Raw genomic sequence first — 23,331 nt, forward strand, 5'->3', positions numbered from 1 at the left:
CCATGAAAGGATCAATTTTTCGCCATGCGGATCCGTTGCCGCTCGGCGTCAGCAGCGGTCAGGTGATGACGGTGCTCGGTCCGCTGCCGGTGGCGGAGATGGGCGTCACGCTGATGCACGAGCACATTTTACTGGATGCCTCCGGTAAATGGGTGCCGCCCTGCTGCTGTAGCGACCGCCACATTGCTGAAATGCCGGTGCGCATCGAGAACCTCGGCGAGCTGTCGCTCAACCCGCTGATGAGTCGCGACAACTGCCAGCTGTTTGACGTCGACACCGCAATTGAAGAGCTAATGAAATACCGCGCGCTGGGCGGCGAAACGGTGATCGATCCGACCAATATCGGCATCGGCCGCGATGGTAAAGCGCTGCAGCGCATTGCCCGTCTCACCGGCCTGAATATTGTGATGGGCACCGGTCTGTATCTGGAGCCGTCGCATCCCGAGTGGGTAAAAACCATCAGCGTGGAACAGCTGACCGACAAGCTGATTTTCGACCTCGGCGGACTGCCGGAGAAGCCGGAGGTGCTGGCCGGGCTGATCGGTGAAATCGGCATATCCAGCCGCTTCACGCCTGATGAAGAAAAATCGCTGCGTGCCGCCGGGCGCGCCAGCGCGGCCACCGGCGTGCCGATTCAGGTGCATCTGCCGGGCTGGGAGCGGCTCGGCCATAAGGTGCTGGATATTCTGGCGCAGGAAGGTGCCGATCTGCGTCACACCGTGCTGTGTCACATGAACCCCAGCTTTGCCGACAAAACCTACCAGCGCGAGCTGGCAGATCGCGGCGTGTTCCTCGAATACGACATGATCGGCATGAGCTACTACTACGCCGACGAATCGGCGCAGTCACCGTCCGATGAGGAGAACGCGCGCGCCATTTGCGCACTGATCGACGACGGTTATCTGCAGCAGATTTTGCTGTCCCAGGACGTGTTCCTGAAAACCATGCTGACGCGCTACGGCGGTCACGGCTATGGCTACATCCTCAAACATTTTGTGCCGCGCCTGAAACGTCATGGCGTCAGCGGCGAACAACTCGAAACCCTGATGATCACTAATCCGCAACGGGTGTTTGGCGGATAAACGGAGAAGTTGGCATGCAAAAGAACGTCTTGCTGGTCGGTGAATCCTGGACCAGTACCGCAATGCACGTAAAAGGCTTTGATCAGTTTGCTACCGCCACCTGGCACAGCGGTGCGGCGGATTTTCTCGCTGCGCTGCAGGAGAGCGCCTATGCCGTCACGCATATGCCGGCTCACGCCGCCGCCACTGATTTTCCGCAGACGCTGGAGGATTTGCAGCGCTGGGACGTGATTATTCTGTCCGATATCGGTGCCAATACCCTGCTGCTGCATCCGGACACCTGGCTGAAAAGCCGGCGTACGCCCAATCGCCTGGCGCTGATTCACGACTATGTTGCCGCGGGTGGCGCATTGATGATGGTAGGCGGCTATTACAGTTTTCAGGGGATTAACGGCGGCGCACGCTATCGCAATACGCTGGTGGAGAAAGTGCTGCCGGTGCGCTGTCTGGCCTGGGATGATCGCATCGAAACGCCAGAAGGCAGTTATGCTGAGGTGACAACGTCACACAAAGTGGTTACCGATCTTCCCGGCGACTGGCCGTGGCTGCTCGGTTACAACGAAGTAGAGATGCAGCCGGAAGGCACGCTGCTGGCCACCGTGGCGGGCACCGGTCATCCGCTGCTGGCGGTGCGCGAATATCAGCAAGGCCGCTCGCTGGTGTGGACCAGTGACATGTCAGCCCACTGGCTGCCGGAAGAGTTCAGCCGCTGGCCGGGCTATCGCCAGCTGTGGATCAACTGCCTCGACTGGCTGACGGAGCGTGACTGATGCCAGCGCGCTCACTGCCTCTGGCGCAGCAGCTGCTGAGCTTTGATACCATCAATCCACCGGGCAATGAGCTGGCCTGTGTGCAATTCCTCGCCGCGTGGCTGCAGGAGCAGGGCTTCGTGGTCGAACTGACAGCGTTTGGCGAGCAGCGCGCCAACCTGATCGCCCGCCTGCCGGGCCAGATGCCGGGCAAACGGCTGGCCTTTACCGGCCATCTGGACACCGTGCCGCTGGGTAATCAGCCTTGGCAGTTTGATCCGTTTGGTCACGACATTGATGGCGACCGGCTGTACGGGCGCGGCGCCAGCGATATGAAAGCGGCGGTAGCGGCGTTTGTGCTGGCCTGCGTGCAGCACAAAGCGGCGATTGCCGCCGGGCGCGGCGTGGTACTGCTGCTGACCGGCGGTGAAGAGACCGGCTGCCACGGTGCCCATGCGCTGATCGCGGCCGGGCAGTTGCCTGAAGTTGGCGCGCTGATCGTGGGCGAGCCGACCGCCAACCAGCCGGTGATCGGCCACAAAGGCGCGCTGTGGCTGCGCTGCGAAACGCGTGGCAAAACCGCGCACGGCGCCATGCCGGAGCTGGGTATCAACGCCATCTATCTGGCGGCCGATGCGCTGGGTAAGATTCGTCACTTTTCACCGGGCGCGCCGCATCCGCTTATGAAACAGCCGACGCTGAACGTCGGCCGCATTGAGGGCGGCCTCAACATTAACTCGGTGCCGGACCGCGCCGCGTTTGATGTGGATATCCGCAGCGCGCCCAACCTGCAACACGCAGTGATTCGCCAGCAGCTGGCGACCTTTCTCGGTGACACCGTGCATATCAGCACGCTGGTCGATCTGCCGGCGGTGCTGAGCCCGGAGCGGCACCAGTGGATTCAGTCGGTGTACCGTGCCTGCGAAGCCGTGACGCAGCAACCTGCGGAAGCGCGTATCGTGCCCTATTTTACCGATGCCTCGCTGCTGCTGCCGGCGCTCGGCGATCCGCCCTGCATTATTCTCGGTCCCGGTGAGCCGACGCTGGCGCATCAGACTGATGAATACTGCCTGGTGAGCCGTCTGAGCGAGGCTGAGCAGATTTACGGGCAGCTCATTGCTGACTGGATGCGCTGAGTGCCGCTGATGCGCTAAAAACGGATTTTTTCCCTCTGCACCGCCGGAAACGCGCAGCAGCCTGTTACACTCGTCGGCTATAACAACTTTTTAACGTCAGCGGCGCATTGTGCTGGCGTTATTACGCAGGATAGTCGCGGTTATGCCCGTCAATTTTGACCTCAACGATCTCTACGCCTTCCGCGCGCTAGTGGAGTACGGCAACTTTCGTCTGGCGGCGGAGTCCATCTGCCTTTCGCAGTCAGCGCTCAGCCGCAGAATTGAGAAGCTGGAAGCGGCGCTCGGCACCCGGCTGTTTGACCGCACCACGCGGCGCGTCACGCTGACGCTGTATGGCCAGAACTTTGCTCAGCGCTCGGAGCAGTTGCTGGATAATGTCGAATCGATGCTGGCCGACGTCGAGCGCGCCAGCCAGGATCGCACTGGCCTGATCACCGTCGCTACCGTGCCCTCAGGCGCTTACTATTTTATGCCGGAGGTGATCCGCCGCTTTCAGGCGCGTTACCCGCGCGTGCGCATCAAGCTGATTGATAGCAGCGTCGGAAACGTGATGGATGCAGTGAGCAGCGGACAGGCCGATTTCGGTATCTGCTTTGCGCGCAATTTACCGCCGGAGCTCACCTTCACGCCGCTGGTGGAAGATGTTTACGTCGCCGCCTGTCGCCACGATCATCCGCTGGCGACGCGCCAGCAGCTCAGCTGGCAGGAGTATTTTGCGCAGGATTATGTGGCGCTGGATAAGGTGTCCGGTAACCGCAATCTGCTGGACAGTGCGCTGGCGCATCTTACGCCCGCCCGGCAAAGTATCTGCGAAACGCGCCATGTCACGACGCTGCTGGGGATGGTAGAAGCGGGCATCGGCATTGCTGCCGTGCCCGCGATGTCGATGCCGGCGAACGGGCATCCACTGCTGCGCCAGCTGGCGCTGACCGATCCGCAGGTCACCCGTTCGGTAGGACTAATTCGCCGCAGCGGACGTATGCAATCTTACGTCGCTGCGGAGCTGGAAAAGCTAATTATCGAACAGTCTCAGCACGCTTAACGCGCGGTTTGCAACGTCAGCGCGCGGCGGCGATACAGGTACAGCGTCGCCAGCAGCGCGCAAATCGCCGCAAAGCTCATCCAGTAGCCCGGTGACGCCTTGTCGCCGGTGTATTCGATCAGCGCGGTAGAGACCACCGGCGTGAAGCCGCCAAACAGCGCGGTTGCCAGGCTGTAGGCCAGCGAGAAACCGGCGACGCGCACTTCTGCCGGCATCACTTCAGTCAGCGCCGGGATCATCGCACCGTTATACAGGCCGTAAATAAACGACAGCCACAGCAGCACGCTCAGCATCATGCTGAAGGTCGGCGTCTGCGCCAGCAGCGTCAGTGCCGGATAGGCGGTGGCCAGCGCCAGCAGCGTCATCGCCAGCAGCACCGGTTTACGGCCAAAGCGGTCCGACAGCGCACCGCCAATTGGCAGCCAGATAAAGTTGGAGATCGCCACCAGCAGCGTCACCAGCAGGCTGTCCGAGGCGCTCAGCATCAGCACTTTTTTGCCGAAGGTAGGTGCATAGACGGTAATGAGGTAGAACGCGGTGGTGGTCATCGCCACCATTAGCATTCCGGCAATCACCACCGGCCAGTTCTGTAACAGCGTGCTAAATACCTGACGCATATCCAGATGATGACGGCGCGCGCTGAATTCCTGCGTCTCTTCCAGACGGCGACGCAGAATAAAGATAAACGGCACGATCAGGCAGCCAAACAGGAACGGAATACGCCAGCCCCAGGCGCTGATGGTGCTCTGCTCCAGCGCGGCATTGAGCGCGAAGCCCATTGCGGCCGCGACCATGATGGCAACCTGCTGACTGCCGGATTGCCAGCTGGTGTAGAAACCTTTGCGCCCCGGTGTGGCAATCTCTGCCAGATAAACCGACACGCCACCCAGTTCTGCCCCGGCCGAGAAGCCCTGCAGCAGACGACCAATCAGCACCAGCAGCGGCGCCCACAGGCCAATCGAATGGTACGACGGAATCAGCACAATCAGGAAGGTGCCCGCCGCCATGATCGACAGCGTGACGATCAGCCCTTTGCGCCGGCCAACCTTATCGATATAAGCGCCCAGCACAATCGCGCCAATCGGCCGCATCAGGAAGCCGGCACCGAACACCGCAAAGGTCATCATCAGCGACGCGAATTCGCTGCTGGCGGGGAAAAAGGTGTGCGCGATATAGGTGGCATAGAAACCGAACAGGAAGAAATCGAACTGTTCGAGGAAGTTGCCGGAGGTGACGCGAAAAATAGCGCCAACCCGGGCTCGGGTGGTCATCGGTAAGGCAGAGGAATGCATAAGTATCTCCAGTTTGTCCCTGGCGCTGTTATCAATCGCGCCTGCTTCGGAAGACTGGATCAGAACGTTAAGGTTAATAAGCGCAATAAATGCATGGCGTGATGCGTCTTACGCATTAATCGCTGCCGGCAACGGGCCGCCCTCAATATTAACAATGAGTTAACAAAGCCAGCCCCGTTTTTACTCCGCTCAGGCCCGCGGGCACCACAATACAGATTTGTGACCAGCTTCAAGCCGCTCACCGTGAGCCTGGCGCATCACAGGATAAACACATCTCTTTTTTCGCATATGTAGTTGACTTCATCACGTCGCCGCACCACACTGTTGGCTTTCCATCCAGGAGGGATTATGTCGCCGTTAACGCCACTGCAGCTGTTTAAAAACCTTTCCGACGAGACGCGTCTGACGCTGGTGCTGCTGCTGAAAGAACGTCAGGAGCTGTGCGTGTGTGAGCTGTCTGCCATCCTGCAACTGCCGCAGCCGAAGATTTCCCGCCATCTGGCGCTGCTACGCAACAGCGGTTTGCTGAGCGATCGTCGTGACGGCAAGTGGATCCACTATCGCCTTTCGCCGCATATGCCGGTGTGGGCAGCGACGGTGATCGAACAGGCATGGCAATGCCAGCGCGATGCGATCCATGCCCTGCTGCTGCCGGTGCAGCGCGACCAGCTGACCACCGATGGCCGGGCGGTGTGTCTGTAAAAAATTTTACCTATACATATTCGATTTACCATATATGAAACGAACACAATCTGACTTTCCGGAGGAAACATGCTGCTGGCAGGGACTATTTTCGCCATTACTTTACTGCTGGTGATCTGGCAACCGCGCGGGCTGGGCATTGGCTGGAGTGCCAGCGCCGGCGCGCTTCTGGCGCTGCTGACGGGCGTGGTGCATCCCGGCGATATCCCGGCGGTGTGGCAGATTGTCTGGAACGCCACCGCCACCTTTATCGCGGTGATCATTATCAGCCTGCTGCTTGATGAGGCCGGTTTTTTTGCCTGGGCGGCGCTGCACGTGGCGCGCTGGGGCGGTGGCAGCGGTAAGAAATTGTTCTCCTTTATTATCCTGCTGGGCGCCGCAGTCGCCGCGCTGTTTGCCAATGACGGCGCCGCGCTGATTCTGACGCCTATCGTGATCGCGATGCTGCTGGCGCTGGGTTTCAGCCGGGGGGCCACGCTGGCGTTTGTCATGGCGGCCGGGTTCATCGCCGATACCGCCAGCCTGCCGCTGGTGGTGTCCAATCTGGTTAACATCGTCTCGGCCGACTATTTCCGGCTCGGCTTTGGCGATTACGCCGCCGTGATGGTGCCGGTCACGCTCGCGGCAGTACTGGCGACATTGCTGATGCTGCATCTGTTTTTCCGCAAAGAGCTACCGCTCAGCTACGATTGCGCCCGGCTGACGTCGCCCGCGGCGGCAATTCGGGATCGAGCTACTTTCCGCGCGGGATGGCTGGTGCTGCTCTTATTGCTGGCTGGCTTTTTTGCCCTTGAGCCGCTGGGCGTACCGGTAAGTGCCGTGGCCGCCGCAGGCGCACTGATGCTGTGGCTGGTGGCGCGGCGGGGTCCGGTGATTGATACGGGTAAAGTGCTGCGCAGCGCGCCGTGGCAGATTGTGGTGTTTTCGCTCGGCATGTACCTGGTGGTGTATGGTTTGCGCAACGCCGGGCTGACCCTCTGGCTTACCGGCTTGCTGAATAGTTTTTCTGCAACCGGCCTGTGGGGCGCAACGTTTGCCACGGGCTTCTTCAGCGCCCTGCTCTCCTCCATCATGAACAATATGCCGACGGTGCTGGTGGGCGCCCTGGCGATTGATGCCAGCACGGCGCACGGCGTGGTGCGCGAGGCGATGATTTACGCCAACATTATCGGCTGCGATCTGGGCCCGAAAATCACCCCGATTGGCAGTCTGGCAACGCTGCTGTGGCTGCACGTGCTGGCGCAAAAAGAGATTCGCATCAGTTGGGGCTACTATTTTCGCGTCGGCATCACCCTGACGTTACCGGTGCTGGCCGTGACGCTGGCAGCGCTGGCGCTGCGCCTTTCCCTTTGACCGTTTAGAGACTGACAATGACTAACATTACGATCTATCACAACCCGGACTGCGGCACCTCGCGCAATACGCTGGCACTGATTCGCAACAGCGGCGTCGAGCCCACCATTGTGCTTTATCTGGTTACGCCGCCCACGCGTGAAACGTTGCAGCAATTAATCGATGCCATGGGGATTGGCCTGCGCGCGCTGGTGCGCCAAAACACCGACGCCTGGCAGGCGCTGGGGCCCGCACGTGAAGCGCTGAGCGATGAGCAACTGCTGGATGCCATGCTGGCGCAGCCGATTCTCATCAACCGCCCGATAGTGGTGACGCCACTGGGAACGCGTCTGTGCCGTCCTTCTGAGCAGGTGCTGGATATCCTGCCCGATGCGCAGCGCGGTCCGTTTACCAAAGAGGATGGTGAGGTGGTGATTGATGCGCAGGGCCGGCGCGTCAGTCTTTAGTCGGTCAGAAATCGTCCGGGATAATCTGCTTCAATCGCGTGCACCTGGTCATAACGGCCAAACAGGCGATAGCGATTGCGGGCAATCAGGTTGTAGATCAGGTTAGTGAGCCCGTCCGGCAGGTAACGCAAAACGCCACAGGCGCGCCACGGCCAGGGCAGCGAGTGCATAATGCGACAGATGGCCTGCGCGCGCAGCCAGTGCTGCCCATCGCGCAGTAACACGATGGTGCGGATGTTATCGTGCGGTAATCCGGCGTGCTGCAACAGCTGTTTGCCGCGCGCGCTCTGGATCGCCGCAAAGTGATAATCGCGCGGCAGGCGGTGGCGCAGCAGAAAAATCACCCAGGCATTGCACAGCTTGCATTGTCCATCATAAAGAATGATCGGCTGGCCGGACTCGGGTTGCACGGATAATGACACCTGACCTCCGCATGGCAGATACAAAAAAACCGGTGAGGCAACGCGCCCCACCGGTTCTATTATATGTCACTTATCAGAAGCTGACTTTCACGCCCGCCACCGCGCTGGTGTCGCTGTAGCTGTGATTGCCCAGCTGCTGCGCCACGCCGCCCCACAGGTTGACGTTCGCGTTCAGCCGCGCGTCCACGCCCAGCTTCACCTCGGCGGCGTTACGCGTGCCCGCCTGCTGGATGTTGACGCCGTTCAGCGCGGTGCCGAACGCCCTGCTGTTGTGCAGCCAGTTGGCCTCAGCGTACGGCTCGATGGCGCTGTGCGACTGCGGATCGAGCAGCGTGTGCAGCGAGGCGCGCACGCCGAGGCGACTCTGCAGGTTGTCCTGACCGGTGCCCTGCACGCGGCTGCCGTTCTGCTCTTTCACGTCGTCCGCCTTCACGCCCTGCCAGTTCAGCTGCGCCTGCGGACGCAGCCACAGGCTGGTGCTGTCGCTCAGCGTTGCCACTTCGGCGCGGTAGCCGCCGGCCAGCGACGCGCTGATGCCTTTGGATTTGTACGACTGCTGGCCGATGTCATCGCCCTTCACGCTGTTGTTGAACCAGCCATAGCTCAGCGCGCTGTCGACGAACGCGCCGCTCTGCTCTGCCGCGTTCTGCTGCCAGCTGCCATACACGCCAAGGCTGTAACCGTTCACCTGACCACGCGACTGGTAGCCGCTCACCGCCGAGCGCGACTTGCTCTGCGCGTTGCCGTAGCCGGCCATCGCGCCCAGGCGCAGGCTGTCGCTGCCGGTCAGCGTGCCGCTGGCCACGTCGCCGCCCAGCTGGATGGCGTAGCGGTTGGTGTCGGACTTCAGCTGGCCGCTGCTGTCTTTCACCCGGCTGTGGCCGGCGCTGTTGTGCAGCCACAGGCGCGTACTCTGCTGCTGGCCGTTCGCGTCGGTGTAGAAGGTTTCAGCCGGACGGTCATCCATGCTGATGGTAAACAGCGTATTGGCCGCCGCCAGGTTGGCGCTGTAGCTGGCCGCTTCCGGACGCACGATCATGTTGTGCTGGCTCACCGGTGGCTCGACGACTTCACCGCTCTCGCCTTCGCCCGGCGTCACCACCGGATCGGGTTCGCTGCCGTTTTTATCGCTCACCAGATACCAGCCGTGCTGATCCGCGCCCTTCACCAGGTTGTAGTCATAGGCACCGGCGACGATACGCCCTTTCTGGCGGAACTCGCCGTTGCTGGCACCGTCCACCTGAATAATGTTCAGGCCCTGAATAGTCTGCGCGCCGCTGCCGCCGGCGTTGTTCACCACCACGTCGGTGCTGCCGCTGCTGTCGCCGAGGATGTGCAGCTTATCGCTGGCGGAGTGGTCGTCGCCCAGCGCCGCGTTCATCACCAGCGTGCTGTTGTCGCCGCTGTAGTTGCCGTTCACCGTCAGGGTGCTGAAGCCAGACCCGTCGTGGGTGAAGTTCAGCGTGCTGTTGCTGGCGCTCAGCGCATCAACGCTGCTGTCGCCGGTAATGTTCCACTGGCTGTTGTCATTCAGCGTCAGCGTATTCAGGCCGCTGGACGCACCGGTCCATGCCGAGCTGCCGCTCAGGTTGATCTGGCTGTCGGTGGTCTGGCTGCGGTCAATGTCCACGCTGCCTTCGAACAGCGAGTGGTTGCTGCCGTTCAGTACCACCGAGCCGGCGGTCGCGCCTTCGGTGGTGCTGTAGCCGGTTTTCAGCAGCGTGCTGCCGCTCAGCAGCGAGTTATCAGCGTCGATGTGCATGTCGGTGCCGGTCAGCACGTTAACGGCGGTGCCCTCGGTGGCGGTGATGGCGGTGTTCGCCAGTTTAATATCCGCCAGCGTGGCCTGTCGTTTGGAGACAATACCAGTGGCGCTTTCGCCGGAGACATTAATAGCGGAATCGTTCAGGGAAAGCGTATTATGTGCATCCGGATAATATAAATTCAGCACGTTGATGGCCGCATTAAATCCTTCAGCATCTGTACCGCTTTTTTCAATGGTAATATTTTTACCGCTGAAGGTACTGCCATCCTGAACTTCAATACCGTAACCGCCGCTGCGCGCCTTCACACTGATATCGTCGCTATTTAACGTCCCACCAAACGCGCTTGCCAGTGCTGAGTAGCTGGAGTCAGTGAGAATCTCAACATTTTTAAGATTAGTTGTACTATTCAATATATTCAGAACGGCATTTCCTGCACCCTGTCCCATTTCGATTTGGCTGTCAGAGAGGTTGAGCACTGTCCCTGCGCCTGAAGCTGAGGTGCCTGACCCGCTTCCGGTGATTTTGATTGCAGTATTAGTAGCATCAAGCGTTGATTTTCCATCTGCATTTAATCCATTTGCTCCCTGCCCACGGGTCTCAATCGTGCTGCCATCCACTCTTAACTGAGAGTCTTCGCCGGTTATGTAGGCACCATGAGCATTTTGCCCGCTGGTAATGACCTGCACCCCGCTGGCATTGAGTTGGCCGCCGGAGCCTGCGTGAAGACCATAGGCTTTGCTGCCGCCGGTGGTGATGCTGCCGCCGCTCAGATCGATCAGTGAACCGGTGGCACGGGAATAAGCACCGTACGCCCCGTCGCCGTGGGTAATATAGTCAGTATCCGTACTGTTAATGATACCGCCAGAAGAGGCGTAGGCGGCGTGGGCAGTCTGGCCGGAGGTTTCCACTTTCGTTCCGTCGGTTTTCACCGCGCCAGTCAGGCTGGCCACCACGCCGTAGCCACCCGCGCCGCTGGTGGTCACGCTGCCGCGCGTCATCTCCGCAGAGGCAGAGCCGGCGGTAGAAAACACACCGTAGCCGCTGGTGCCCGCGTTCAGCACGGTCACGTCGGTAGCGGTGGCTTTTGCGCCGTTCTGCACCAGCAGCCCGTAGTATTTGTCGCCGGTCGCCTGCAGCGTCTGCTTATTCAGCTCCACCGGCTGCGCCGGATTGTTGACGGTCGCACCGTTGGCCGCCAGCGCCATCGGTGAACCGGCCAGCAGCAGCGCCGATCCCAGCGCGCCGCCGGCCAGTATTGATTTATTCGCCGGTTTGCCGGAGCAGGATGATTTAACTTTGCCGCGCGCCAGTTCAGAGGTGACGACATAACATTGCAGGGCATAATTCCAGATAACGCGATAACTTTTGTTCATAATTTTCCTGACCCGGATTCAATCAAAATCTTGCGGCTTAACTCTCTTTCTGCCGTTCAGCCTGAAATGGCCGATGAAAAAATCTTCGCAAAATCGTCAGGGGGTGAACATGAGAGCACCGGCAGGCGGCTGTAGTCGCCGGACTACAAAAAGTAAGTTGTCGCGCTATGTTCAGAATCAATAAATCGTGCAATGCAGCGGAGAAAACCTGGCTGCAGAAGAAGTCTGCTGAGGGCGAGGGTAAATGGCGGGGATAAAAAAACGGCCCCCGTTGCGGGAGCCGTCTGTCATCAGAAGCTGACTTTCACGCCGGCGATGGCGCTGGTGTCGCTGTAGCTGTGGCTGCTCAGCTGCTGCGCCACGCCGCCCCACAGGTTGACGTTAGCGCTGAGCGTGGCGTCCACGCCCAGCTTCAGCTCACCGGCGTTGCGCGTGCCGGCCTGGTGGATAGTGACGCCGTTCATCGAGGTGCCCAGCGCGCGGGTGTTGTGTACCCAGCTGGCCTCCACGTACGGCTCCACGCTGCGGCCCTGGTCCAGCGCGGAGCGCAGCGAGGCGCGCACGCCGGCGTGGCTCTGCAGGTTATCTTCGCCGGTGCCGTGCACCCGGGTTCCGTTGCCTTCCGTGAGGTCATCGCCCTTCACGCCCTGCCAGTTCAGCATCGCCTGCGGGCGCAGCCAGAAGCCGGTCGATTCGGTGATTTTTGCCACTTCAGCGCTGTAGCCGCCGGCCAGCGACGCCAGGATGCCCTTCGATTTGTAGGACTCCTCGCCGATATCCTCGCCCTTGATGCTGTTGTCGAACCAGCTGTAGCTCAGCGTGCTGTCGATAAACGCACCGCTGCGCCCGGCCGCGTTCTGCTGCCAGGTGCCGTAAATGCCCAGGTTGTATCCGTGTACCTGGCCGCGCGACTGGTAGCCGCTCACCGCCGAGCGCGATTTGCTCTGCGCGTTGCCGTAGCCGGCCATCGCGCCGAGGCGCAGGCTGTCCGTGCCGTGCAGCGTGCCGGTCGCCAGGTCACCGCCCAGCTGGATAGCGTAGCGGTTGGTGTCGGTTTTCAGCTGGCCGCTGCTGTCTTTCTGGTGGTTGTGGCCGCCGCTGTTGCGCAGCCACAGGCGGGTGTGCTGCTGCCGGCCGTTCGCGTCCGTGTACTGCGTGACGCCCGGGCGGTCGTCCATGCTGGTGGCGAACAGCGTGTTGGCCGCCGCGATGTTGGCGCTGTAGCTGGCCGCTTCCGGGCGCACAATCATGTTGTGCAGCTCCGCCGGCGGCGCGATGATGTCCCCGCCCGCGCCTTCGCCCGGCGTGGTCTCCGGGTCCGGTTCAGCCGGAGGAGTATCGCTGCCGTTTTTGTCGCTTACCAGATACCAGTTGTGGCCGTCGGCCCCGCGGCCTTTTACCAGGTCATAATCGTAGGCGCCGGCCACGATGCGGCCCTTCTTGCGGAAGTCGCCGTTGACCGCGCCGTCCACCTGAATCAGCTGCAGCCCCTGAATGGTCTGCGCGCCGCTGCCGCCGGCGTTGTTCACCGCCACCTCAGTGTTACCATTCACGTCGCCCAGCACGTGCAGCCGGTCGGTGGCCGAGGTGTCGCCGCCCAGCGCCGCGTTCATCACCAGCGTGGCGTTATCTGCCGTGTAGTTGCCGTTAACGGTCAGCACCGTGAAGTTCGCGGTGTTGTGCGCCACGTTGATCACGCTGTTATTTGCGGTCAGCGCATCGACGCTGCTGTTGTCCATGATGTTCCACTGGCTGTTGTCGCTGAGCGTCAGCGTCTGCAGGCCGCTGGACGCGCCGGTCCACACCGAGCTGCCGCTCAGGTTGATCTGGCTGTCCTGCGTCTGGCTGCGGTCGATGTCCACGTCACCGATGAACAGCGAGTGGTTGCTGCCGTTCAGTACCACCGAGCCCGCGGTCGCGCCAGCGGTGGTGCTGTAGCCGGTTTTCAGCAGCGTGCTGCCGCTCAGCACCGAGTTGTCGGCGTCGATATTCATGCTGGTGCCGGTCAGCACGTTAACGGCGGTGCCGTCGGTGGCGGTGATACGGGTGTTGGCGAGTTTAATATCCGCCAGCGTGGTCTGTTGTTTGGAGACAATGCCGGTGGCATTATCGCCGGTAACGGTAATGTTCGAATCCGTCAGGTAAACACTGGTGAGTAAATCCGGATTGACTAAACCCACTACATTAATTGCAGCATTGAAACCTTCCGCATCAGACCCCGTTTTATCAATGGTGATATTATTTCCTGTAAATGTGCTGCCATCCTGCACCTCAAGACCATAACCGCCACTGCGCGCCTGTACGAAAACATTTTCAGCATCGATATTGGCTGAAAAACCTGAAGACAGGGCTGCATTGTCTGCATCAGTGGTAATATCGACGTTTTTCAGGTTGATGATTGCATTGTTATAGCTTAATGCGGCGTATCCGCCATTGCGACCAATGTTGATTCGGCTGTCAGAGAGACTGAGCACCGTTCCGGAATCATTGGCGATCACGCCCGAGCCGCTGCCAGCGACGTCTATCTGAGAATTTGAGGCATTGAGCGTCGACTTTGCGTCTGCATTCAGGCCATTGGAGCCTGCGCCGCTGACTACAAATGTACTATTGTCCACGTTCAGCACAGAACCCTCGCCACTGGCGTAGCCGCCGTGTGCATTCCGGCCAGAAGTGCTGACGTGAGCATCTGAGGTGGTCATCATCCCCGAGCCACCAACGTACAGACCGTGGGCATCCTGCCCGCTGGTCGCAACCTGCACGCCGCCGGCGTTGACTTTGCCACCGGAAATCGCTGCCAGACCGTAAGCGTTGGAGCCGCTGGTGGTTACTGCTCCGCCTGCCAGCGTAACTTTTGTCCCGGCCAGGTTAGCAAAAACACCAAAGGACTGGTCGCCATGGGTGACCACATTTACGCCATCCGCTGTCATACTGCCGCCGGAACCCGCCACCAGACCATAAGCCTTAGTGCCACTGGTGGTGACGCTGCCACCTGCGATATCGATCAGTGAACCGGTGCCACGAGAGTAAACACCATAGGCACCGTCGCCGTGGGTGACATAATCTGCGTTCAGGCTGTTAATGATCCCGGCCGAAGAGGCATAGGCGCCGTAGGCAGTTTTTCCCGTGGTTTCCACGCGGGTGCCATCCAGTTTCAATGTGCCGGTCAGGCTGGCGACCACGCCGTAGCCGCCGTCGCCCGTGGTTTGCACGCTGCCGTGCGTCATCTCAATGGCCGAAGACGCCAGGGTGGAGAATACACCGTAGCCATCAGTGCCATCGGTCAATACCTTCACATCCGTGGCGCTGGCCTTTGCGCCGTTCTCAACCAGCAGCCCGTGATGATCTTTGCCCGTCGCCTGCAGTGTCTGGTTGCTCAGATTCAGGGTTTCTTCCGGGCCGGTTGCAGTCGCACCGTTTGCCGCCAGCGCCGCCGGTGAAGCGGCCAGCAGCAGCACTGAACCGAGCGCGCCGCTGATGAATAAGGCTTTATTTGCCGTTTTTCCTGAACGCGATGATTTCACTTTACCGCGCGCCAGTTCCGAGGCCACGACATAACATTGCTGGGCATAATTCCAGATAACACGATAATTTTTGTTCATGCTTTTTTCCTGATTCAGGTTATGTCGCTCCACCAGCGGAATGACCTAACGGGTAAAACAGCCGCACTGCAACAGGTTATTTTTCTGTCGCATCGCGCTGAGAAATGATTAAAGCAACCGGATTTGGCTGAATTCTAACGTTGAGACCGGTCTTATCTGATCTAAGACCTGTCTCAAAACTTTCCCTTCGGGATAAATAAAAAAATCACATTACGCCGTAGGCTAAGGACTACAGTTTACTAAACCGATAAATTTAAATGAGTTAAAAACCATGCATCAGCACAAATCTGGCCGGGAAAGAATAAGCACGAATTCCACCCGCGCAAGGCAGAATGCCGGACGGTTAATTTTACGTTTATTAAATTGATCAGAATTCAATACGCATGTGGCGCAACTTAAATGCAATACAAACAGCTAAACCTCTAAATAAATCATTTACCCGTTAATACATCATTTAACAAAGTCACAACAATCACGAACCAGAAATTCCACATAGGCTGTTGATTTATAATAAATTAATGTGAGAAGGATATTTAGCAACTAAAACCAGAACAGATTGACAAACATTTAATCTTTCGCGCTTAAGTTCGGGTAACTGGCGTCGTTTATCTTTGGTGAATAATCTTTGTGCTATGCAGAAAAGTCGCAGTACAGATTGAAACGTTGTAAATAAGACAATCAGAAATCAACTGTAAGTTATGGACTACATTTAAAAATAAATGCCTGCAAACAGAATGGTCTTGAGTTGATTAAGATGCCGTTATATAAGTGTGCTTTTGAATGAGCGTGCTCAGATTAATTAAGAGAAAGGCAGTACGTATGGCTAACTTTGTTATTGTGGATGATCATCCTATTGTGCGCGTGGCGATACGGCTGGTGCTGGAAAATGCCGGACATCGTGTTTCAGCAGAGACTGGCGACGGCGACAATATATTTAGCCTGGTCAAAGAGAAAGGTGCCGATGCGGCAATTATTGATATTGATCTGCCCGGCATTGGTGGTATTGAAGCGGTTAAAAACCTACGCACCGCCGGATCATTAATCCCGGTGATTGTGATGAGCGGAAAAAACGCGGAATTTTACGCTTACGAGAGTAAAAAAGCCGGTGCCAATGGCTTTATCAGCAAAAAAAACAACCTCAATGATCTGACCCACGCCGTCGACGCGGTGCTGTCCGGCTATGGTTTTTTCCCGCTGCGCCTGAGTCACCAGGCAGAGGGCGATCAGCTGGTGCAGGACAGCGACAAACTGCTGCTGCTGTCGCATCGCGAATATGAAGTGCTGCGTTACCTCGGTGAAGGCACCGAGATTGTCAAAATTGCCAACCGCATGAAGCTCAGCAATAAAACGGTCAGCACCTATAAAGCCAGACTGATGGAAAAGTTATCGCTGAAAAATCAAAAGGATTTACTCGATTTCACCCGCCGGAACCAGATTAACTGATGCGACTTTTTTTCCTGTGCGCGCTGTGCTGCGCGCTGCTGCTGGTCGCCCCACTGCGCGCGGCGGTGCAGCAGCTTAATTATCAGCCCAACGATTTGCCGGCGCTGCCCGCGCCGATGCTCAATGACAGCGACTGGCACTGGCTGGGGCAAAAGCGCGACAGCGTGATTGGCATCTATGGGCCGGATCGGCCACCGATGCTGCGCACCAATCCTGAAGGAAGAGTGTTTGGCTACATTCCCGATGCGGCTTACGCTGCGCTGCACAGCCTGGGTATCAGTTTTCGCGTCAAACATTATGACACCGCGCCCGAAGCCTTTGCCGCGCTGGCGCGCGAAGAGCTGGATATGATATTTGTACCGGCCGGTGAGGCGGTGCCGGCGCATGTAAACGACACTATCAGCGTAACCGCGCTGAAAGCCAGCCCGGTTCGGGTGGTGCGCAGCAGCAGTAACCCGCTGGCCGGTCAGGAGTTTTTACCCGGTCCGGCGATAACCTCTCCCTACAGCCAGCTGCCGCAGGTCGCGATGGGCACCCTGCCCTATGCCGATGTGCCGGCGGTGGAAGCCTATTACCTGATTGAACGCAACTACCTGAATACGCTAACCATCAATCACATTCTGCCCGATCTCAGTTCGCCGTATCGCTTTGTGGTCAACAGTAAAGAACACGTGCTGGCGCGGGCGATGCGCATTGCGTTTGACGCCCTGCAGCGCCACGCGGCCGGTGAGATCATCGCCGCACGCTGGGACATCGCCAACATCACGCGCTTCGTCACCACGCCGCTGGCGCTGACGCCCACCGAGCAGGCCTGGTTACAAACTCATAACCAAATCAACATGGCGGTCACGGACCTGGTGGCGCCGTTCTTTATCAAAAACAGTGAGGGTGAGATCACAGGTATCGTGCCGGAGTTGCTCAACCTGATTGAAATGCGCACCGGCATTACCTTCAATTTTGTGGAGATCAGTGACAGCCGCGATCTTGCTGCCCGTATGAAACATGGTGATGTCGCCATCGCCGCACCGCTAATCTGGAGTCAGCAGCGCAGTCGTGAGTTTTTGATGACCACACCGTTTATGTTCACGCCGGAAGTGCTGGTGACCAACACGGCCGCGCAGGATGCGCCGCCAAAACGCGCCGCGCTGGTGCGCGAGCAGGATGCCTCCCACTGGTTCCTGAAAAAATATCCTGATGTGTCAGTCGATTATGTTGGCAATCCCAGCCTGGCGATGCAGTGGGTGGCGGATGGGCAAACCGACGCCACCATTAATACGCTGGTGGGCGCGCGCTATCTCTCCGAAGGTCTGTATCCCGGCAAACTGCGGTTAACCGAGCTGAAACCGGCGCAGGAAGCAGCTATCGCTTTTGGCGTCAGCCGCAGCGAACCGGAACTGCAGGACATCATGAACAAAGCGCTGGCCGCGATTCCGGCCGGCATGATGACCGATGTATTAACCCACTGGCAGGCGACGCCCGCCGCGCATTTCGACACCTGGAAGCTGTACCGTAAAGAGTTTTATGTCGGCGCGCTGGGCGCAGCCACTATCATCGCCGTCACCTTTGTCTGGGCGGTGCTGCTGATGCGGCAGGTCAAACGAACGCGCCGCACCAAAGCGCTGCTGCGCCAGGAAATTCAGCTGCGCGATCGCCTGATCAATGGTCCGCCGCGGCCGTTTTATGTGGCCTCGCTGGACGGGATGATCGTGCACACCAATCCGGCGTTTACCCAGTTTTTCACCCCGGAAGAGCAAACCCATCTGGGCTATTCGCTGTATGACTGTCGCCATCCGCTGTATCACGTGTGGCAGCAGATCGACAAAAACATCCAGCCCGGCGACATTCCGGAAGAAGCAGAATTTGTTATTGATGACGGGCGGCAGAAGCGCCATATCCGCCACTGGATGACGTCGTACACCGGCGATGAAGTCGGCAGCGGCGGGCTGATTTGCGGCTGGCAGGATGTCACCGACTACCTGCAATTGCTGGAAGATCTTTCGCTGGCACGCGAAGCCACCGAGCTGGCCAGCCAGAGCAAAAGCGACTTCCTCGCCACCATGAGCCATGAAATTCGCACGCCGCTCAGCGCGGTGATTGGCCTGCTGGAACTGCAGACGCAGGAAGGTCGCGCCGATACCGAACTGATTCGCGTAGCGCACGAAGCGGCGGTCAGCCTGATGGATATCGTCGGCGACATTCTCGATATGGCGAAGATTGAGTCCGGCCGCATGACGCTGCAGCCGCAGTGGGTCAGCCTGCATGCGCTGGTGCGTCCGGTGATCTGTGCCTTCGACGGCCTGGCGCGGCAAAAAGGCATCAACCTGAACCTGATGCTACCGGTCGGCGATGACGATCTGTTTTGCGATGCCAGCCGCGTACGCCAGGTGCTGTCTAATCTGGTGGGTAACGCCGTCAAGTTCACCGATCAGGGTGAAGTGAAGGTTACGGTGGGTCTGACGCCGCTTGAGAGCCATACCGAGCTGCGGATCCAGGTGGCCGATACCGGACGCGGCATCGATAAAGCAGCGCAAAATGCGCTGTTCCGCCCGTTCGAACAGGCGGGCCTGTCGGATAACGCTGGCACCGGGCTGGGCCTGTTTATCTGTCAGGAGATCACCCGCCTGATGGGCGGCAGCATTTCTCTGGAGAGCGAACCCGGCGTCGGCACGGTATTGAACGTCGCCGTGCCGGTCAGCGTGCGTGATATCGCTACCCCGCTGCCGTCTCCGGTCGCAGAACCGTTGCCCGCTGCGCCGCAGGTCGCGCTGAATGTGCTGATCATTGACGATCATCCGGCCAACCGCCTGCTGATTTCGCGTCAGCTAACGCTGTTAGGTCATCGTTTCCGCGAAGCGAACAACGGTGAAGAAGGCCTGGCGCAGTGGCGGCAGCAGAAGCCGGATGTGATCATTACCGATTGCAATATGCCGGTGATGAACGGTCTGGATATGACGCGCAACATCCGCCGGGAAGATAAGAGCACCTACATCATCGGCATTACCGCCAACGCGCAGCAGTCGGAGCGTCAGCGCTGCCTCGAAGCGGGCATGAACGAGTGCGTGTTCCGGCCGGTTAAACTGGCGCAGTTAACCACCATTCTGAGCCAGATTCACAGCGCCAGCGCGCTGTCGGTCAGTGATGATTTTTCTGACTGGGTGGATATCGCCGAAATCGAGAAATATATGCCCAACAGCCCCGGCGCGATCGCGGATTTTCTCGACATCGTGATTAATGAAGCACGCACCGATCTGACGCAGGCAATTGACGTGGTGCAAAGCGGCGATCTCGCGGCTGCCGCCAGCCTGTTTCATCGCATCACCGGATCGCTGCGCGTCACCGGCATCCGTCAGCTGACGGAGCAGTGCGAGATGCTGGAAGAGCTGGCGGAAATGCAGGAAGACAGGGAAATTATCCTGCTGCATTTACGGGAAGCGCTAACGCTGGTGGACAGGATGGAAGCCTCATTGCGTCAGCAAACCACATCCGCCCAGGCCGGCGCGCACTGATTGCACGCCGTCAGGCGTTTTTGATCAGCTTATGCAGCAGCGGATGAGTAATCTGCTCAAACATCCCGGCGTTATTAAATGCCCGCGCCGCCAGCATCGCGCCGTGCACGCTGGCCATCAGCGTTTTGGCTTCGTTTTCGGCGCTGTCGCTGAGCTGGAAAACGCCGCTGGCGGCGCCTTTACTCAGCTGGCGCGCTAACCAGCCGGAGAGATCGCTGAAGTGGCCGCTGACTTCCGTGGCGACATCCGGCGGCAGCGTGGGCATTTCCGCCGCCAGCATCGCGCAGATGCAGAAAGGCGAAGCCCCCTCTTTAATGCAGTGCGCCCAGTAATCGACGTAAGCTTTCACTTCGTTCAGCGGATCGTTGATCTGTTCATCCATCGCCTGCATGCCCGCCTGCGCTTCAGCACGATATTCCTCTACCACCGCTTTCACCAAATCGGCTTTGCCGGGAAAATGGTGGTGAATGCTGGCCTTGCGGATATCCACCTGGGCGGCAATATCGGCATAGCTAAAGCTTTTATAGCCGCCGGCAGTGAGCAACTGGCGGGTGCAGGCCATGATTTCGCGGGCTTTAGAGGAACGGGCAGTCATAACGCAATCCGGTAGTACAACAGAGATCGGTCAACCTACTGGCAGGCAGGGAAGAAGTCAAGCCAGCGGCCTGGCGTGCAGCACGCACTTTTTTCATTTTTTCAGCAATATTTTCGTCGCTGATTCGTCTACCTCATCACCAACCCTGTTTATTACCGTAATGAGGAACCCCAATGAGAGATTTTGACAGGCATCAGCATCCCCGTGGTCACCGCTTTGGTCATCACCGCATGGCGAAACCGCTGCTGCTCGGCGTGGTGCTGTTTGCTGCCCTTGGCCTGCTGGTGATGTCGCTGTGGAATGCCCTGCTGCCGGAACTGACCGGCGTAAAAAGTATTGGCTTCTGGCAGGCGCTGGGACTGCTGGTGCTGTGTCGCATCCTGTTCGGCGGGCTGGGCTTCCATCCCGGTATGTTTGGCATGGCGCGTCGCCGCATGCATGAACGCTGGATGCAGATGACGCCGGAGCAGCGCGAAGCCTTTATGCAGCAGCGGCGCGAGCGGTTTGGCGGCCGTGGTCACCATGGCGGACGCTGTGACTGGCACGATCGCCGCAGCCAGCGTGACGATCCGCGCCCGCCCGCGGACGATGCGCCCGCCAAATCCCCGGATGCAGAGTAAACAGCATGCCGCAGGATTCGCGGCTGCTGGCGGCCCTCGCCGCCTGCCGCACGAAACTCAGCGCCTTTATTCGCGGCCGCAGCGAGCGGCACGATGAGGCCGAAGATATCCTGCAGGAGATCAGCTGGAAACTGCTGCAGGTGGAACAGCCGGTGGAGAACGTCAGCGCCTGGCTGTTTCGCGCCGCGCGCAACGAGATCACCGATCGATCGCGAAAAAAACGCGAACTCTCGCTGTTCAACGCCGCCGGAGACGAGGATTTTCCCGAAGATGAAATTGCCGAAACGCTGTTTGGCGTGGCGCAGACGCCGGAGGATGAGTATCTGAAAACGCTGCTGTGGGAAGAGCTGGACGATGCGCTCGCGGAACTGCCTGCTGCGCAGCGCGAGGTATTTGAAAAGACCGAGCTGCTCGGCTTCAGCTATCAGGATCTGGCCGCCGAAAGCGGCGACAGCGTGCAGGCGCTGCTGTCGCGCAAACATAAAGCGGTTCTGTTTCTGCGCACCCGGCTGCGCAGCCTGTACGACGAACTCACGGCCTGACCAGCGCGACCCGATAGCCAAATGGCCATCGGGTTGCGTGCTTTACCACCAGGCCGCGGTGGGCTGCGGCTGTAACAGATCAATGCCCTCGCCCAGCATCGGCAGACACAGTGCAACCTGATGCTCTGCCGCCAGCTGGACGATTTGGGTAAATGGATCGTCCCAGTGATGAAAAGCTAAATCAAACGCCGCGTTGTGAATCGGAAACAGCCAGCGCGCGTTGAGGTCCTGAAACGCGCGCAACGTGTCCTGCGGCAGCATATGAATGTCGGCCCAGCGCGCATCGTAAGCGCCATTTTCCAGAAACGCCGCATCAAACGGGCCGTATTTCCGGCCAATCGCTTTGAAACCGTCGAAGTAACCGGAGTCACCGCCAAAAAACAGGCGGAACTGGTCAGAAATCAGCGTCCACGAACACCACAACCGCTTGTTGCTGTCGAACAGGCCACGGCCGGAAAAGTGCTGCGACGGCGTCGCGACAAAGTGGATGCCGCCGATATCCCGCGACTGCCACCAGTCGAGCTGGATGACTTTCTCTGGCGCAACGCCCCACTTAATCAGCAAATCGCCGACGCCGAGCGGCGTGAGAAAGTGCTTCACCCGATCTTTCAGCTGCATGATGGTGTGGTAATCGAGATGATCGTAATGGTCGTGCGACAAAATAATGCCTTCGATCGGCGGCAGATCGGCCACGGCAATTGGCGCTGGCTGAAAGCGCTTTGGTCCCAGTCGCTTAAAGGGCGACGCGCGCTCGGCGAACACCGGATCGGTCAGCCAGAACTGGCCATTGAGCTTCAGCAACAGCGAAGAGTGGCCGAGGCGAAAGACGCTGTTGGGCGCGGCCTGTGCCAGCGCGGCGGCCGTGATGGGCTGCACCGGCAGCGCGGCCGGCGGCTGGGTATCTTTGGGTTTATTGAACAGGAAATCCCACAGCATTTTGCGGTAGTCGCCAAAGCTCAGCGACTGACGCGGCTGGACATTGCGAAACTTTTTGCCATCAAACTGAGCGGAGTGCGGATACTCCCTGATTGCCCCCCGGCAGAGGCTGGAACCCTTCAACATAGCGCGGATACCTCGAAAATGAGAAAGCTGGCTGGCAGCAGCGGTAAACATCTGCGGCTACGTTAACCGTTTTATGCCGCGCGCGTCCTCACATTACGAGCCATCGCACAACCGGTAACGCAGAATTTCGCTGCCGGTGTGGCCTTTCCCTGGCGGATGACAGGGCGGTAGCAGGCAGGTAAAGTAACGCTTTTGCATGATTTTACGAGGGAAAATGAACACGCTTTTCGTTTACGGCACGCTGCAGCCGGGCCAGTGCAATGCGCATATCCTGGAAAACATCGGCGGTGAGTGGCTGGCAGGGACGGTCGCCGGCACTTACTATGCCAACGGCTGGGGCGCGGCCGCCGATTTTCCCGGCATCGTACTTGATGAGCACGGCGCGCGCGTGCCGGGTTATCTGTTCATCTCGGATCGGCTGGCGCTGCACTGGCCGATGCTGGATGAGTTTGAGGATGGTTACGAACGGGTGCCGGTCGAGGTCACTACGTCCGACGGCCAGCAGCGGACGGCGTGGATTTATCAGCTGCAGCCACAGCAGGACACCGCGCGCTAACCTCGCACCTTGCCTACACTGATCCTCACCGGACTGTGAGGAGAA

Annotated in this window: 18 protein-coding genes; 12 read left to right on the forward strand and 6 right to left on the reverse strand. The window is 59.1% G+C overall.

Annotation, left to right across the window (positions count from 1 at the left end; translation table 11 throughout):
* Window positions 1-2 precede the first annotated feature (2 nt).
* From F3I21_RS12495 to F3I21_RS12510, 4 genes are all read left to right on the forward strand, one after another.
* Window positions 3-1,082, forward strand: coding sequence for a phosphotriesterase (locus F3I21_RS12495; RefSeq protein ID WP_150059041.1), 1,080 nt, complete (start codon window positions 3-5; stop codon window positions 1,080-1,082).
* A 14-nt stretch (window positions 1,083-1,096) separates the two neighbouring features.
* Window positions 1,097-1,852, forward strand: a complete 756-nt coding sequence (locus F3I21_RS12500) for a glutamine amidotransferase (protein ID WP_150059042.1) — start codon at window positions 1,097-1,099, stop codon at window positions 1,850-1,852.
* The gene (locus tag F3I21_RS12505; RefSeq protein WP_150059043.1) at window positions 1,852-2,967 is read left to right on the forward strand and encodes a M20 family metallopeptidase; all 1,116 of its coding nucleotides are present in this window, start codon (window positions 1,852-1,854) and stop codon (window positions 2,965-2,967) included. Before F3I21_RS12500 ends, F3I21_RS12505 begins: the two co-directional genes overlap by 1 nt.
* Before the next feature lie 142 nt (window positions 2,968-3,109).
* A complete protein-coding gene (locus F3I21_RS12510; protein WP_058775038.1) occupies window positions 3,110-4,009 on the forward strand; it encodes a LysR family transcriptional regulator in 900 nt (299 codons plus the stop codon).
* On the opposite strand, the gene F3I21_RS12515 is transcribed toward F3I21_RS12510, so the two are convergent.
* Window positions 4,006-5,301, reverse strand: coding sequence for an MFS transporter (locus F3I21_RS12515; protein ID WP_150059044.1), 1,296 nt, complete (start codon window positions 5,299-5,301; stop codon window positions 4,006-4,008). The two genes, F3I21_RS12510 and F3I21_RS12515, sit on opposite strands and share 4 nt — an antisense overlap.
* Window positions 5,302-5,649: 348 nt before the next feature.
* On the opposite strand from F3I21_RS12515, the gene F3I21_RS12520 reads away from it, so the two are divergent.
* From F3I21_RS12520 to arsC, 3 genes are all read left to right on the forward strand, one after another.
* The gene (locus F3I21_RS12520; RefSeq protein ID WP_021509466.1) at window positions 5,650-6,003 is read left to right on the forward strand and encodes a metalloregulator ArsR/SmtB family transcription factor; all 354 of its coding nucleotides are present in this window, start codon (window positions 5,650-5,652) and stop codon (window positions 6,001-6,003) included.
* 69 nt (window positions 6,004-6,072) lie between these two features.
* Window positions 6,073-7,356: an arsenic transporter gene (locus F3I21_RS12525; RefSeq protein WP_150059045.1), complete on the forward strand. Its 1,284-nt coding sequence runs from the start codon at window positions 6,073-6,075 to the stop codon at window positions 7,354-7,356.
* A gap of 17 nt (window positions 7,357-7,373) precedes the next feature.
* Window positions 7,374-7,802, forward strand: a complete 429-nt coding sequence (gene arsC, locus F3I21_RS12530; protein ID WP_136547786.1) for an arsenate reductase (glutaredoxin) — start codon at window positions 7,374-7,376, stop codon at window positions 7,800-7,802.
* On the opposite strand, the gene F3I21_RS12535 is transcribed toward arsC, so the two are convergent.
* The 3 genes from F3I21_RS12535 to F3I21_RS12545 all read right to left on the reverse strand — a co-directional run bounded on the left by F3I21_RS12535 (window position 7,799) and on the right by F3I21_RS12545 (window position 14,962).
* Window positions 7,799-8,224, reverse strand: coding sequence for a thiol-disulfide oxidoreductase DCC family protein (locus F3I21_RS12535; protein WP_150059046.1), 426 nt, complete (start codon window positions 8,222-8,224; stop codon window positions 7,799-7,801). The genes arsC and F3I21_RS12535 overlap by 4 nt on opposite strands.
* Before the next feature lie 73 nt (window positions 8,225-8,297).
* The gene (locus tag F3I21_RS12540) at window positions 8,298-11,363 is read right to left on the reverse strand and encodes an autotransporter outer membrane beta-barrel domain-containing protein (protein WP_150059047.1); all 3,066 of its coding nucleotides are present in this window, start codon (window positions 11,361-11,363) and stop codon (window positions 8,298-8,300) included.
* Between the two features lie 290 nt (window positions 11,364-11,653).
* Complete coding sequence (locus F3I21_RS12545; protein ID WP_150059048.1) at window positions 11,654-14,962, reverse strand: autotransporter outer membrane beta-barrel domain-containing protein; 3,309 nt, start codon at window positions 14,960-14,962, stop codon at window positions 11,654-11,656.
* Between the two features lie 819 nt (window positions 14,963-15,781).
* Here F3I21_RS12545 and F3I21_RS12550 point away from each other — a divergent pair.
* Window positions 15,782-16,405 carry a response regulator gene (locus F3I21_RS12550; RefSeq protein WP_150059049.1) on the forward strand — a complete coding sequence of 208 codons (624 nt, stop codon included), beginning with the start codon at window positions 15,782-15,784 and terminating at the stop codon, window positions 16,403-16,405.
* On the forward strand, window positions 16,405-19,911 hold the full coding sequence (locus tag F3I21_RS12555) for a response regulator (RefSeq protein ID WP_150059050.1): 3,507 nt from the start codon (window positions 16,405-16,407) through the stop codon (window positions 19,909-19,911). Before F3I21_RS12550 ends, F3I21_RS12555 begins: the two co-directional genes overlap by 1 nt.
* Window positions 19,912-19,921: 10 nt before the next feature.
* On the opposite strand, the gene F3I21_RS12560 is transcribed toward F3I21_RS12555, so the two are convergent.
* Window positions 19,922-20,506 carry a TetR/AcrR family transcriptional regulator gene (locus F3I21_RS12560; RefSeq protein WP_150059051.1) on the reverse strand — a complete coding sequence of 195 codons (585 nt, stop codon included), beginning with the start codon at window positions 20,504-20,506 and terminating at the stop codon, window positions 19,922-19,924.
* Window positions 20,507-20,679: 173 nt separating this feature from the next.
* On the opposite strand from F3I21_RS12560, the gene F3I21_RS12565 reads away from it, so the two are divergent.
* Together F3I21_RS12565 and F3I21_RS12570 are read left to right on the forward strand one after the other, a co-directional pair.
* Window positions 20,680-21,126, forward strand: a complete 447-nt coding sequence (locus F3I21_RS12565; protein WP_150059052.1) for a hypothetical protein — start codon at window positions 20,680-20,682, stop codon at window positions 21,124-21,126.
* Between the two features lie 5 nt (window positions 21,127-21,131).
* On the forward strand, window positions 21,132-21,668 hold the full coding sequence (locus F3I21_RS12570) for an RNA polymerase sigma factor (RefSeq protein WP_150059053.1): 537 nt from the start codon (window positions 21,132-21,134) through the stop codon (window positions 21,666-21,668).
* Between the two features lie 42 nt (window positions 21,669-21,710).
* On the opposite strand, the gene F3I21_RS12575 is transcribed toward F3I21_RS12570, so the two are convergent.
* On the reverse strand, window positions 21,711-22,730 hold the full coding sequence (locus F3I21_RS12575) for an MBL fold metallo-hydrolase (protein WP_150059054.1): 1,020 nt from the start codon (window positions 22,728-22,730) through the stop codon (window positions 21,711-21,713).
* 214 nt (window positions 22,731-22,944) lie between these two features.
* Here F3I21_RS12575 and F3I21_RS12580 point away from each other — a divergent pair, with 214 nt between their 5' ends.
* Window positions 22,945-23,286 carry a gamma-glutamylcyclotransferase gene (locus F3I21_RS12580; RefSeq protein ID WP_150059055.1) on the forward strand — a complete coding sequence of 114 codons (342 nt, stop codon included), beginning with the start codon at window positions 22,945-22,947 and terminating at the stop codon, window positions 23,284-23,286.
* The last annotated feature ends 45 nt before the right edge of the window (window positions 23,287-23,331 follow it).

Origin of the sequence: Pantoea sp. B_9 (assembly GCF_008632015.1) — a bacterium.
Lineage (GTDB): Bacteria > Pseudomonadota > Gammaproteobacteria > Enterobacterales > Enterobacteriaceae > Pantoea > Pantoea dispersa.

Bases quoted from the DNA above. Each gene is read 5' to 3' on its own strand.
- F3I21_RS12515 (WP_150059044.1), bottom strand. From the start codon at position 5,301: ATGCATTCCTCTGCCTTACCGATGACCACCCGAGCCCGGGTTGGCGCT.
- F3I21_RS12560 (WP_150059051.1), bottom strand. From the start codon at position 20,506: ATGACTGCCCGTTCCTCTAAAGCCCGCGAAATCATGGCCTGCACCCGC.
- F3I21_RS12545 (WP_150059048.1), bottom strand. From the start codon at position 14,962: ATGAACAAAAATTATCGTGTTATCTGGAATTATGCCCAGCAATGTTAT.
- arsC (WP_136547786.1), top strand. From the start codon at position 7,374: ATGACTAACATTACGATCTATCACAACCCGGACTGCGGCACCTCGCGC.
- F3I21_RS12510 (WP_058775038.1), top strand. From the start codon at position 3,110: ATGCCCGTCAATTTTGACCTCAACGATCTCTACGCCTTCCGCGCGCTA.
- F3I21_RS12570 (WP_150059053.1), top strand. From the start codon at position 21,132: ATGCCGCAGGATTCGCGGCTGCTGGCGGCCCTCGCCGCCTGCCGCACG.
- F3I21_RS12555 (WP_150059050.1), top strand. From the start codon at position 16,405: ATGCGACTTTTTTTCCTGTGCGCGCTGTGCTGCGCGCTGCTGCTGGTC.
- F3I21_RS12525 (WP_150059045.1), top strand. From the start codon at position 6,073: ATGCTGCTGGCAGGGACTATTTTCGCCATTACTTTACTGCTGGTGATC.
- F3I21_RS12550 (WP_150059049.1), top strand. From the start codon at position 15,782: ATGGCTAACTTTGTTATTGTGGATGATCATCCTATTGTGCGCGTGGCG.
- F3I21_RS12505 (WP_150059043.1), top strand. From the start codon at position 1,852: ATGCCAGCGCGCTCACTGCCTCTGGCGCAGCAGCTGCTGAGCTTTGAT.
- F3I21_RS12565 (WP_150059052.1), top strand. From the start codon at position 20,680: ATGAGAGATTTTGACAGGCATCAGCATCCCCGTGGTCACCGCTTTGGT.
- F3I21_RS12495 (WP_150059041.1), top strand. From the start codon at position 3: ATGAAAGGATCAATTTTTCGCCATGCGGATCCGTTGCCGCTCGGCGTC.
- F3I21_RS12580 (WP_150059055.1), top strand. From the start codon at position 22,945: ATGAACACGCTTTTCGTTTACGGCACGCTGCAGCCGGGCCAGTGCAAT.
- F3I21_RS12540 (WP_150059047.1), bottom strand. From the start codon at position 11,363: ATGAACAAAAGTTATCGCGTTATCTGGAATTATGCCCTGCAATGTTAT.
- F3I21_RS12520 (WP_021509466.1), top strand. From the start codon at position 5,650: ATGTCGCCGTTAACGCCACTGCAGCTGTTTAAAAACCTTTCCGACGAG.
- F3I21_RS12500 (WP_150059042.1), top strand. From the start codon at position 1,097: ATGCAAAAGAACGTCTTGCTGGTCGGTGAATCCTGGACCAGTACCGCA.
- F3I21_RS12575 (WP_150059054.1), bottom strand. From the start codon at position 22,730: ATGTTGAAGGGTTCCAGCCTCTGCCGGGGGGCAATCAGGGAGTATCCG.